The 12,017-nt window shown below is 64.9% G+C and carries 12 protein-coding genes; 3 read left to right on the forward strand and 9 right to left on the reverse strand.

Going from position 1 to position 12,017, the window contains the following annotated elements; translation table 11 throughout:
• The first annotated feature begins 114 nt into the window (after positions 1-114).
• Positions 115-540, forward strand: coding sequence for a PaaI family thioesterase (locus MLE18_RS04010; protein WP_243367525.1), 426 nt, complete (start codon positions 115-117; stop codon positions 538-540).
• Positions 541-588: 48 nt separating this feature from the next.
• Here the strand turns inward: MLE18_RS04010 and MLE18_RS04015 are convergent, their stop codons facing one another.
• The 6 genes from MLE18_RS04015 to MLE18_RS04040 all read right to left on the reverse strand — a co-directional run bounded on the left by MLE18_RS04015 (position 589) and on the right by MLE18_RS04040 (position 4,307).
• Positions 589-1,002 (reverse strand): universal stress protein, encoded by a 414-nt coding sequence (locus MLE18_RS04015; protein WP_243367527.1) that lies wholly within the window; start codon positions 1,000-1,002, stop codon positions 589-591.
• A 47-nt stretch (positions 1,003-1,049) separates the two neighbouring features.
• Positions 1,050-1,868: a hypothetical protein gene (locus tag MLE18_RS04020; RefSeq protein ID WP_243367529.1), complete on the reverse strand. Its 819-nt coding sequence runs from the start codon at positions 1,866-1,868 to the stop codon at positions 1,050-1,052.
• A gap of 81 nt (positions 1,869-1,949) precedes the next feature.
• Entirely contained in the window at positions 1,950-2,165 is a 216-nt protein-coding gene (locus tag MLE18_RS04025; RefSeq protein ID WP_243367531.1) for a hypothetical protein, read from the reverse strand.
• Positions 2,166-2,310: 145 nt separating this feature from the next.
• The gene (locus MLE18_RS04030) at positions 2,311-2,913 is read right to left on the reverse strand and encodes a DUF4881 domain-containing protein (RefSeq protein ID WP_243367533.1); all 603 of its coding nucleotides are present in this window, start codon (positions 2,911-2,913) and stop codon (positions 2,311-2,313) included.
• A 30-nt stretch (positions 2,914-2,943) separates the two neighbouring features.
• On the reverse strand, positions 2,944-3,996 hold the full coding sequence (locus MLE18_RS04035; RefSeq protein ID WP_243367534.1) for a sulfite exporter TauE/SafE family protein: 1,053 nt from the start codon (positions 3,994-3,996) through the stop codon (positions 2,944-2,946).
• A gap of 20 nt (positions 3,997-4,016) precedes the next feature.
• Positions 4,017-4,307 (reverse strand): DVU0150 family protein, encoded by a 291-nt coding sequence (locus MLE18_RS04040; protein ID WP_243367536.1) that lies wholly within the window; start codon positions 4,305-4,307, stop codon positions 4,017-4,019.
• 344 nt (positions 4,308-4,651) lie between these two features.
• On the opposite strand from MLE18_RS04040, the gene MLE18_RS04045 reads away from it, so the two are divergent.
• Positions 4,652-7,129 carry a sigma 54-interacting transcriptional regulator gene (locus MLE18_RS04045; RefSeq protein WP_243367538.1) on the forward strand — a complete coding sequence of 826 codons (2,478 nt, stop codon included), beginning with the start codon at positions 4,652-4,654 and terminating at the stop codon, positions 7,127-7,129.
• A 47-nt stretch (positions 7,130-7,176) separates the two neighbouring features.
• Positions 7,177-9,813 (forward strand): PEP/pyruvate-binding domain-containing protein, encoded by a 2,637-nt coding sequence (locus MLE18_RS04050; protein WP_243367540.1) that lies wholly within the window; start codon positions 7,177-7,179, stop codon positions 9,811-9,813.
• Between the two features lie 322 nt (positions 9,814-10,135).
• Here the strand turns inward: MLE18_RS04050 and MLE18_RS04055 are convergent, their stop codons facing one another.
• From MLE18_RS04055 to MLE18_RS04065, 3 genes are all read right to left on the reverse strand, one after another.
• Positions 10,136-10,522 carry a response regulator gene (locus MLE18_RS04055; protein ID WP_243367541.1) on the reverse strand — a complete coding sequence of 129 codons (387 nt, stop codon included), beginning with the start codon at positions 10,520-10,522 and terminating at the stop codon, positions 10,136-10,138.
• A complete protein-coding gene (locus MLE18_RS04060; RefSeq protein WP_243367543.1) occupies positions 10,491-11,432 on the reverse strand; it encodes a sensor histidine kinase in 942 nt (313 codons plus the stop codon). The genes MLE18_RS04055 and MLE18_RS04060 overlap by 32 nt, the downstream gene beginning before the upstream one ends.
• Before the next feature lie 184 nt (positions 11,433-11,616).
• On the reverse strand, positions 11,617-12,006 hold the full coding sequence (locus MLE18_RS04065; RefSeq protein WP_243367545.1) for a response regulator: 390 nt from the start codon (positions 12,004-12,006) through the stop codon (positions 11,617-11,619).
• Positions 12,007-12,017 lie beyond the last annotated feature (11 nt).

Consider the following 12,017-nt stretch of genomic DNA (forward strand, 5'->3'; position numbering starts at 1 on the left):
CGGCAATGCGTGGACGATGATGCCGGTGCGGGCCTGATCCAGCTCCGCGCCCGTCAATCTTCCGTACTATGAGGCGAAGGACCGCCGACATGTCCGCCAGAGAGGTTTCGATTCATGTCCAGCAGTTATCTCGATGAGGTCTTGAAGCCTGACCAGCGCGTCAACGCCCTGTTCAACCTGCTGGGTGTGCGCCCTGTCCGCCTGGGGGCGGATGGCGCCGAGCTGGAGCTGCCCTTCAAGCCTGACCTGCTGCAGGGCGCGGGCGTTCTGGCGGGAGGAGTGATGGCGGCGCTGGCCGACGAGGCGATGGCCCATGTGGTTCTGGCCAACCTGGAGCCCGGGCTGCAGACGGCCACCATCGAGATGAGCGTGCGCTACTTCCGCCCCGTGCTGCGCAGCGGCCTGCGCGCGGCGGCATCACTGGTCAACAAGGGCAAGAAGATCATCAGCGCCGAGGCCACCGTGACCGACGATCAGGGGCGCCTGGTCTGCAAGGCGAGCGCATCGTTTTTCGTGGTGGATAGACGGCAGGGGGCTTGAATCGGGGCCGCGGCGGGCGTCACGCCGCGCAACGGCCCCGCGTCCGGCTCAGCGGACGACCAGTACGCTGCAGGGGGCTTGGCTGACCACCTTGCTGGCGACGCTGCCGATGAGGAAGCGGTCCAGTTTGGTCTTGGCCCTGCTGCCCATGATGATCAGGTCGGGTTTGGCCTTCTCGGCATAGGTCAGGATCGTGTCGGCGGGCGAGGTGCCGTACTCGAGAGCCGTGCTGACCTCCATGCCCATCTTCTTGGCCTCCCCGCGGGCCTTTTCCAGGGAGTTGCGGGCGAAGTCCATCAGCTGTTGGCTGACGCTTTCAGGAATCCCTTCGCCGAAATCGACGAAATCCTCCACCACGGTGAACAGCACAAGTTCGGCGTTTTTCGACTTGGCCAGATCCACGGCCTTTTCGAGAAGAGCGGGAGCGGTCGGTGAGAAGTCAAGGCAGGCAATCATTTTCATGGCATACCTCTCATCTGGTTTCGCCGTGGCACGATGCCGGCGGCACGTCACTCATTTCCGTCTTTCTTGATGCCGGAGGGCAATTCCACCATGTAGCCAGGTTTACATGCGCCCGTCACCATCCGGGCTGTGCAGTCGTCTGATTGGCAGCCGTCCACCAGCGCTTCACCCGTCTGTATGCCGCGCTCGTCGAAGACCGGAACGTGCACGCCGGTCCGCAGGCCGTGTCTGGTGCCCATGGAAAAGGCTATCACCATGCCGTTTTCGTCCTTCTTGGCCAGATAGACCACCGCCTGGCCATTTTGGGCCAGAATACGCTCAAACGTGCGGTTTGCAAGGTATCCGGCAACCCCGAAAGGCAGCGCGAGCAGCAGCATGGCGACGCTCGCGCTGAAGGGGTGAACCCCGGTGGCCCGCGTGACGAATGAGGGCGAAGCGCTCCGCATGGCGTCCGCGTTGGCGTGTACGGTAACAGCTATGATCAGGGGCTTGGGGGCAGGGGCCAGGGGGTCTGTGGAGGGCCCGGTGAGCGTGAAAATGGTCTTCCCGGGGGGGGCGTCCTCGGCGATGAGCACATCGCCCCGCCACATGGTGCCGCCCAACCAGAAACCGCTGAACTCGCTCTGTGGAGTGAGGCTCACCTGACCGTCGCCGCCCTGCACGATGATGTCGCGGATGGTGGCCGCGCCCTGCGGCAGGGGGGCCGTAACGGGCTGGGTGGAGCCGGGCAGGCCCTGGAGGTCGCGCTGTTCGCCCTTGAAACCGGCGGCCAGCCCGTCAGCCAGGCAGGCCAGGGCGGCGAAGAGCAGGGCGGAGGCGATCCAGCCGGAAAACCTGCGCACATTCTGGCAATCGGAAATGTTCATGGGCACCTGATGTCACGTTCGGGAAGGGAAGGAAAGCCGCGCACGAACAATCTGTGCTGAACGCCCGGGTGAGCGGGCCTCTCAGGCTGCGTCCGGCTCGCTGCGGACCTTGTCGCGCAGCAGGCGGATCAAAGTGATGCCGCCCAGCAGGGTGGGCACGAAGAGGGAGAAAAAGGCCTTGCAGAAGGCGGGGGTGAAGTTCTCGGGATCGTGCGAGGCGGCGTACATGCCCACGCAGAGCTCCACGAGAATGGCCACGTCCACGGCGATGAGGGTGATCTTCTGCTTGGCGTTCATTCCATTTTCTCCTTGGGTCGCGCTGGGCGCTTCTGCTGTTGGGTCCAGAGTCGGAGGGCCGGCGATGGGGGGTCGAGGTCCGGCCCTCCGCTCTGGAGGTATGGCTGGCGGCCGCGGTGGGGGGGTGCGGCCTTACCTGCCTCTACTACTTCTTGAAGATGTCGGTCTTGCTGATGTTCATGAACCGCAGCGCCTTGCCTTCGTCCTTGTAGTACACCCGGACTTCGTCGCCGGCGTCCCAGGTGGCGTCGGGCCAAGCCATGTACTCGTCAGGCACGCTGAAGGTCACGAGCAGCTTCTGGCGGCCGGAGTAGATGGTGACGGTCTTCTTGGCCTTGTCGACCATGGGGAACTGCTTGGCCTTGCTGGCTTCCTTGTCGAACACCAGGGGGTGGTCCTTGTCCACGTTCTCCTGGATGTCGTGGATCTTGAAGTTGATGGTCTTGAAGGCCTGAGCCTGGGGATCGAAGATCACGATCTGGCTCTTCTGGGTGTCCAGCTTCATGCGCAGGCCGGCCTTGGGCGCGGGGCCGGTCTCGGCGGGGTCTACGGGCATCTGGTACACCACCGGAGGCAGGCCGTTGTAGTCAGGGGCGGCCGGGTCGGCCTTCTTGTCCCTGATGAAAGTGACCTTCTTGGCGTCCTTGTCGAAGGCCACGACTCTGCCCTGATCCACCTTGCCGAAGTCGCTGCAGCCCAAGAGAGAGGCCAGCGCCAGAGCGGCCAAGAGAAGTGGGAATCGCTTCATGTTCATTGCTCCTTGGCTCTGTTGTTGCGTTTACGCGGCCTTCTTGGCGGCGAGTTCCATCTTGGCGCCCTGGATCATCTTCACGAAGATGTAGAGGCTCATGCCCGCCACCAAGCCCAGGATGAGCACTGTGGAGGCAACGTCCATGGCGTAGTTGAGCTGCTTGAAGGTAGACCCGATCATCTTCATTGCGATGGAAACCGCGCAGCCAATGACCGCCAGGCCGAAGGCGATGCGGATGCCGTAGCCCTTGATGTACTTGGTGGCCACGGTGCCCACCTGGGCGCCGATGGATGCGCCGCAGAGCATGATGATGGCGGCCACGAGCTCGGTGCGGCCCTTGAAGGTGTAGGAGGCGGCGCCGTAGAGGCCCGAGATCATGACTTCGAAGAGGTCCGTGCCCACGGCCACGTGGGTGGGGCAGCCGACCAGGTAGATCAGGGCGGGCATGCGGATGAGACCGCCGCCGATGCCCAGGATGCCAGCCAGCCAGCCGGTGAGGAAGCTCACGCCGATGGGCAGCCAGGCCGAGCAGGTGATGCCGGCGGCCTCAAGGGTCACCATGGGAGGAATCTTGATCTTGTGCAGGGTCTTGTGCCACTCGATGCCGGTAGCCAGAGCGTCCACTTCCTTGCCGGCGGCCTTGGCGGCGCGTTCCTTCTGGCGGCGCTTGTTGACATCGTGGAAGACCATCCAGGCGATGAGGAAGAGCAGGCCCAGGTAGATGTAGCGCACGACCTTCTCGACACTGCCTATGCGCTCGAGCCACATGACCATCTGCGCGCCGACCTCGAAGCCGCCGACTGTGCCGACGATCATGATCATGCCCAGTTTGTAGTCCACGTTGCCGAACTTGCCGTGGCGCATGGTGGCGATGAGGGACTTGCCCGCCATGTGGGCGATGTCCGTGCCGATGGCGAAGGCCATGGGGAAACCGAGAATGTTCAGGCCGGGGGTGACCATCCAGGCGCCGCCCATGCCGAAGAAGCCGCCGATGATGCCCACGCCCACACCGAGGATGATGAGGCCGGGCCAGAAGATCTTAACGCCCGCGATGGGCATGAGGATATAGAGCCATTCCATGTTGGTTCTCCTTGCCGGGCTTAGTGTTCAGCCAGTTCGCGGGACTTCAGGTCCAGACCGATCCAGTGCATGATGATGTCCGCCAGCACGCCGAAGATCACACCGATCAGCGGGATCAGGATGACGGTCAGGATGGTGAAATACAGGTGGCTCTCATTGTAGAGATTGGCCCACCAGGCCATGATGCCGGTCAGCTTGCGGGTATCCGCAACCAGGACGATGGGTGCTCCACCTCCGCCTGCGGCCAGCGCCAGGCCGGGCGCTCCCAACGCGAGCATCAACGTGATAGCCAGTTGTGTGATCCTCTTCATCTGTGCTCCTCCTTGGTGTTCCTGCCAGTTCTCCACCGGGCCGGGGCTCCACCCCGGACATCCCGGATTGATAGCCACCGTGGGCGGGCCGGTCCTGCGCCGGCCCGAAAAACGCGCAAAATCAGCATTTGTACAGCAACCCGCGTGCCAAGTTCTAAAACTTGACGGAATGCTTGAGGAAATATATTATCGCGCAAGCTTGAACGCCTTGTTGTAACTTGATCTCGTGTGAATTTGCGCGTCTTGAGAGCATCGCGCGTAGCAGGAGGCGGGGTATGGGCTTTTTCGCGCCACAGCGGCCGGTTCGTGGGAGCCTGGCTGAGAACCTGGGGAGGTTCTCGGCCATGAGCGTGCGCAACAAGCTTCTGGTGACGATCATTCCGCTGGTCTCGCTGGTGCTGCTGGCCACGGGCTACGCCACCAGGCTCACTGCCGTCCGCTACCTCAACCTGGCCCTGGAGCGCACCACCAAGGTGCTGACCATGGGGCAGGCCAACGCCCTGACCGAGTATTTCGAGAACGCCAGGGAAGACATCCTTCTGCTTGCGCGAGGCGACATCGACGAGGAGCCGATCCGCGCGATACTCTCCATCCAGGCGCACGTCCGCCCTGGCAACTACCGCGAGGTGGCCTACATCCCGGCCAACGGTGATGCTCCCCTCATGCTGGTGGACACAGGCCAGGAGGTGGTCCGTCTCACGAAGGAGCAGTGCGAGCGGGTCTTCAACTCTCCGCTCATGGCCCCTTCGCGGCTCCAGAGCCCCAAGGCCGGCTCGGTGACACTGGTGGGCCTCTCGGAATCCATCTACCCGCCGGGACTGATCCCCAGCCTGAGCAGCGGGTTGACCCTCGCCGTATTCCGCATGGTCACGCCGGTGACCGACAAATCAGGCAAGGTGCTCGGCTTCTGGGTGATCTCCCTGGACGGCCGGGCCGCGCGGGACATCCTCTCCCTGCACAACTCCCCCAAGTCGCCCCTTGCGGCATTCGCGCGCACGGCCGTGAAGCGCTACAGTTTCTTTTTCGACAGCAACGGCTGGATATTGTTCCAGTCCGGCAACCACGAGGACAAGGAATCCACCTTGGCCACCGACGTTGCCCGCTCCGGCCTCTCCGGGGATCACGGGATGCCGGGCCTGCACAGCGCGTTCAGGCCTGCCGCCTCCAACGAGACCTACTGGCGCATGGTTGTGGACGTGCAGAACGGCCAGACCGGCATAGAAAGCGTAGGGGCGGAGCTGGATCCCACCGTGACCTCGCACGACAGCTACGCCTTGGGGTATTCCCCCGTGTTTTTCATGAGTTCGCCCGAGAAGGGCCTCGAGGTTGTGGGCGGCGTGGCCTTCATGGACCGCTCCAAGCTTGTTATTGCCGCCGAGTACAGGATATTCGACGTGCTGCTGCTCATCTTCGTGGCAGCGCTCTTTGTCAGCGCCATCGTGCTCGTGCTGGTGGGGCGCTACATCACCCGGCCAGTGCTCGACTTGGCCCGGGCGGTGCGCTCCATGCCCCAGAACGGGGAACTGGCCCTGCTCGAATTGCCCATGCGCGACAAGGAGACCACGGAGCTCAAGGACGCCATCAACACCTTGGTCGTCTCCCTGATCGGGCAGAAGGACGAACTCAAGATCAAGGATGCGAGCCTCAGGGACTATCTGAACAGGCAGCCCCTTGATCTTGAGAAGAAAGTCACCGCAGCCCGCGACGACGAGCCGGTGGAAGGCATCGTCGGGGCGAGCTCCGGGATGCGGCAGTTCAAGCAGCTGGTGCGCAAGGCCGCGTCAGTTGACGCGGACGTGCTCATCGTCGGCGAGACGGGCACGGGCAAGGAAGTGACGGCCCAGGCCATCCACCACATGTCCCGTCGGGCAGGGGGCCCCTACATCACCATGAACTGCGGCGCACTGGACGAAAACCTGCTCATGGACGCGCTCTTCGGGCACGTCAAAGGCGCATTTTCCGAGGCCAAGACCGACCGCAAGGGGGCGTTCCTGGCGGCCAGCGGCGGGTCCATCCTTCTCGACGAGATCGGCAACGCCTCCCCCAAGGTGCAGCAGGCACTGCTGCGCGCCCTGGCCGCGCGGACGATCATCCCGCTGGGCAGCGACCAGGAGGTGGCCTTTGACGCCCGGGTCATCGCGGCCACAAACGAGAACCTGATGGAGTGCGTGGAGCAGGGGACCTTCCGTGAAGACCTCTATTACAGGTTGAAGGTGCTCACCCTCCAGACCCTGCCCTTGCGCGAGCGCAAGGAGGATATCCCGCTGCTGGTGGACGCCTTCATCCGGGAGTCGTCCCAGGTGATGCGCAAGGGCCCCGTGACCCTGAGCCAGGGCGCCTGGGAGCGCATCGCCGCGCACGACTGGCCGGGCAACGTCCGTGAGCTCAAGCATTGTCTCATGCGCGCGGTGGCCATGGCGGATTCCAGCGTCATCCTCATGGAGGACCTGCGCTTCGAGGGCCAGGCCGAGGCTCAGAAAGCCAGGCCGATCCCGCCGGAGGACGGTCCCGCTTCCGTGCGGGAAGTTTCAGGCCGGGAGGGTGCGTCACGGACTGTTCCGGCTGCCGCTCCCGTGTCGGCCCAGGATCAGCCTGCCCAGGCCGTCGATGCCCTGAACCCCCGCCAGCGTCTCGGGCTGGCCTACATTCGCGAGAACGGCAGCATGTCGCGTGCCCAATACCAGGGCATCGTGGGGCAGAACGTGCCCCCGCGCACCGCGCAATACGATTTGCGCGATCTGGTGGAACGGGGCTTGCTGGTCGTCAAGGGACGCGGCCCCGCGACGCGCTACCATCTGCCGGCGGAAGGCAAATCCAGCTGACGGTTTCGGCGCATTGCGCATGAATTCGGCTGCCACAGGGAGGAACCATGGACCGGATGCACAGTCCGATTCTCGCTAACCTCAAGAGGTTGCTGCTCCCCCTTATCGGCCTCAAGCCCCAGCCGGTCAGGAAAGACCAGAACGCCTTCAGGTTCAAGTACGCCAACTTCCAGGAACTGCTCGAATCGAATTCCGACGTGCTGCGCACCATCGCCTCCCTTGAGGAAATGCTGCCCGGGCGCGAGGTCTTCGGCATGTCCTTCCTTCAGTCCTCTGCAAGCCAGGCGGTATTTCATTGCCTGCGAATGCTCCGTGGATACGAAAACCTCTCAGGCGAAAAGCTGCCCGTCCTGCGGGAGAGGATCGAGGCCGTCCGTGAGGAGCTCAAGAATATTCTGGCCTCCGGCCGGGGCGTCGCCCAAGGCCCCTGGTTTCTCGATCTGGACGAAATCGCGCCAGCGAGTGGCGAGTATGTGGGCGGTAAATGCGCAAACCTCGCGGAAACGCGCAATCGCGCAAAAATGCCGGTGCCCGACGGCTTTTGCGTGACCACTTCTGCCTTCAGGGCTTTTCTCGAACACTCCGACCTCGATGCCGAAATCGCCAAGCGCACCATGGGGCTGGACGCCGCCGACCCTGCCTCACTGCAACTGGCCAGCGAGGATATCCAGCGCATGATCCTGCTGGCTCCTTACCCTGACGGTTTCGAGACAGAACTCCTGGAACGCCACGCGGCCCTGGCCCGGCGGACCGGGCGGGACAACGGAGATTTCAGGGTCGCGCTTCGCTCCAGCGCCGTGGGCGAGGACGGGGCCTTGAGCTTCGCCGGGCAGTACCTCTCGGTGCTCGGCGTCGCGCCTGGCAAGGTGGCGGAGAGTTACCGCTATGTCGCCGCAAGTTTGTATACCCCACGGGCAATCGCCTATCGCCTGCTCAAGGGCGTGCCGGACGAAGCCGCATCCATGGCCGTCGCCTGTCTCGAGATGGTTTGCTCCCGAGCCAGCGGGGTGCTTTACACGCGCCATCCCTTCGATGCCGGCAACACGGATGTCCTCATCAACGCCGTATGGGGTTTGGGCCCGTACGCTGTGGACGGCGTGGTCAACCCCAACCGTTTCAGCGTAAGCCGGGAAACCCTGGAGATCGTCTCGCAGGACATTCCAGGCCAGGAGGTCAGGCTGGAGTGCGGCCCTGCTGGCGGGTTGGTGGAAACCGTCGTGGAGCAGGACCGCAGGGCGCTAGCATGCCTGTCTGAGCTTGAGGTCAAGACCCTGGCCGAATGGGGGCTGCAGCTCGAAGAGCATTTCGGTTCACCACAGGATGTGGAATGGGCCCAGGACCAGGCCGGGCGTCTGCTGATCCTTCAGTCCAGGCCGCTCGCATCCGGAGTCGAAGGCGGGGCAACCCAGGCGCGACGAAAGGCTCTGGAGGGCTATGCCGTGCTGGCCGAAGGCGGGGATGCGGCCTGCCCCGGGTCTGGATTCGGACCGGTCTACATCGTGCGGCGCGAGGACGATCTGGCGGAGTTTCCCCAGGACGGGGTGCTTGTGGCCGGGCACTCCTCACCTTCATTCATGGTGGCCATGAACAAGGCCAGCGCCATAGTAACCGAGCATGGCAGCGTGACCGGGCATATGGCCTCGCTGGCGCGGGAGTTCGGCGTGCCGACGGTGCTTGGGCTGCGCGGCGCGATGGACACCCTGAAGCCTGGCGAGATGGTCACGGTGGACGCCACGAACCGCCGTGTCTACATGGGGCGGGTCGAGCCGCTGCTCGATCAGAACCAGGGGGTATCCGCCCCCATGCTGGGCACCCCGGTGCATGATCTGCTCAAACGCGTGAGCGCCCTCATCTCCCCGCTGCATCTGGTGGACCCCAAATCACCAAAGTTCACGCCCCAGCATTGCACCACGCTGCACGACGTCACACGCTTCCTGCACGAACGCTGCTACGCGGCCATGTTCCGTCTGGGTGACCAGGCTTCGGGCGAGGGCGGCATGGCCGTCCACCTCGACGTGGGCATCGGGCTGGACCTGCACGTCATCGATCTGGGCGGCGGCCTGCGAGATGAAGTGGGTGACGCCGACACGATCACGCGCGCCGACGTGATCTCATTGCCCTTCAAGGCCCTGCTGCACGGCCTGGCCGACAGGGATTTCGTGGCAAGCGGCCCCAGGCCGGTGCAGCTGCGCGGGTTTCTGTCCGTGATGGGGCGGCAGATGATCGACGGGGCGAATCAGGGCGCGGAGCGTTTCGGCGAGAAAAGCTACGCCATCATCTCGGACAAGTACCTCAATTTCAGCTCTCGCGTGGGCTACCACTACGGCGTGCTGGACAGCTACTGCGGCAAGACCGTGGCCAAGAACTACATCACCTTCGCCTTCAAGGGCGGGGCCGCAGGGGAGGATCGCCGGGAGCGCCGCGCCAGGGCTATCGCCCTGATACTGGAGTCTCTGGGCTTCAAGGTGGCCGTGACCGGAGACCGGGTGGAGGGGCGTTTCCAGAAGTATACGCCCGACGTCATCGAGGAGAAGCTGGTGCAGATCGGCCGGCTGCTGCAGTTCACCCGCCAGACGGACATGCTCATGACGAGCGACAGCGCTGTGCCCGCCATGGTGGAGAGCTTCTTGCGCGGGGACACGGTGTTCGGGGCATCCTGCCCGTTGCCATCAAGCGACGCTTGAACGTCGGCCAACGCGAAGCCGGAAGGGATTCCTAAGGGAGGAACTCCCTTAGGCCGCCGGAGGCTTGTCTTTTCCACGCCCGCGCCTTTTCGCGGTGCTGGCGCTGTGAACTGCTGCGGGTCCAGCCTTGGCCTCTCCAGGGCCGAACGGGCCGATGTTCTTCAAATTCAGCGGACGGTTCGACCCCGGGGAGGGTAAGGCTGGAGCCAGGACAGGCAGGATGCCTCCGGCGGCCAGAGAGGGCGCTGCCCTCTCTGGACTCTCCCGCCAAAGGAACTTCGTCCCTTTGGAATCCTTTATAGCTTTGCCCCCGAGCGCGGGGCTACAGCCCCTTGGCGGCCCTCCGCTCCACGGCGGAGAGGATCTTGGCGGCCACGTCGTCCGTGGGGCAGGGTTTGAGCAGATAGTCAGAGCCGCCCTTGCCCATGATCTCCGCCGCGATGTCCACGGAGGCGTGCCCGGTGAGCACGATGACCTCCAGGTTCGGGTCGCGTTTCTTGAGCTCGGCCAGCAGCTCCACGCCGGACATCCCCGGCATCTTCACATCCACCAGGGCCACGTCGAAGGCTCCAGGGGCGAAGGACTCCAGGGCCTGTTCCCCGCTGAAGGCCGTGGTCACCTCCATCTGGCGCATGGAGAGCAGCCGGGCCAGGGTGGAGACGAAGCGCTCCTCGTCGTCAACTATGAGCAGGCGGATGGGGCTTTTCATTGCTGGGCTCCGTGCCGGGCGCGCCGGCGAGTGTGATGGTGAAGACCGCGCCGGACCCGGGCTGGTTGGCGGCGGTTATCAAGCCGCCGAGCCGGTCCACGATGCGCTGGGTGATGGCCAGGCCAAGGCCGGTGCCCTTGCCGGGCGCCTTGGTGGTGAAGAAGGGGTCGAACACCCGGGAGAGGTGCTCGGCCGGGATGCCGGGGCCGGTGTCGGCCACGCGGATGTAGGGCCGCCCATCGGGGTGGAGGCCCGTCGAGGCGGTCACGCTGCCGCCCGGGCTTACGGCCTGCAAGGCGTTGACCAGCAGATTGAGCACCGCCTGGCGCAGCAGGGGAGGGTCCACCGGGACGGGGGGCATGCCCGGCTCGAACTCGCGGCGCAAGGTGATGTTGCGGGGCGAGGCCTCGCGTTCCACGAGGCGCAGCATGTCCTCCACGAGGCGGCTGAGGTCCGCGGGCTGGCGAACGGGCTTCCAGTTGCGGGCCAGCCCCAGCAGGTTGTGGGTGATGTCCGCGCAGCGGCGCACCTGGGACTGCACCCCGGCCAGGCTCTGGCGCAACTCGGCCGCGTCGGGCTCCGGCTGGGCGAGCAAGTGCCCCATCCATTCGGCCTCCTGGGTGATGACGGCCAGGGGGTTGTTGATCTCGTGGGCTATGCCCGAGGCGATCTCGCCGATGGCCGCCAGCTTCTGGGATTGCAGGAGCTGCTCGTCCAGGGCGCACTTCTGCGATTCGAGGCGCTCCACGCACTCCTGCGAGCGCCTGAGCAGCCGCCAGGCGAGCAGGCAGGCCCCCGCTCCCGGCAGCAGGGACCACGGCGGCGGCGCGACTGCCGTCAGCAGGATGAGCAGGAGGGCCGCCGCGCCCTGGACGCCCTGGCTGGAGGCGAGTTGTCGCAGCGGGGTCATGGCGTTTCCGGGAGTGGCCGGGAGGAAGGGCGGGGAGGGCGAACGCGGACGGTCCCGGCGGCGTGCCGCGCGCGGGGCGGGAGGGGCGTGCGTTGGCCGAAGGGCGGCGCCCTGTGGATTCCCGTGTTCGGCATGTGTATTCCGCTCGCGCCGGGGATGGGGGAGGAGTCCGCCGGGCTGAAGGCTAGGACCCGCTTCCGCTCAAGCGCTTTCGTTCGTAGGCCTGGCCGATGGCGGCCAGCAGCTCGTCGAAGTCCACGGGCTTGAGCAGGTAGGAGTTTGCCCCGATGGACATCCCCAGTACGCCCGACTCCACGGAGGCGTGCCCTGTGAGCAGGATGACCTCCACCTCGGGGGTGCGCTTCTTGAGCTCGCGCAGCACCTCGATCCCGTCCATGCCGGGCATCATGATGTCCAGCAGGGCCACGTCGAAGCTCTTGGCTGACAGCAGCTCCAGGGCCTCCGGGCCGGAGAGGGCCGTCTCCGCCTCGAAGCCCCTGCGCCGCAGCCGCTTGACGATGGTCTCGTTGTAGTCCCGCTCGTCATCGACCACCAGTATCCGCGCCTGATCCATGCCGCCTCCTT

It is taken from the genome of Fundidesulfovibrio soli (assembly GCF_022808695.1).
Taxonomy (GTDB): Bacteria; Desulfobacterota; Desulfovibrionia; order Desulfovibrionales; family Desulfovibrionaceae; genus Fundidesulfovibrio; species Fundidesulfovibrio soli.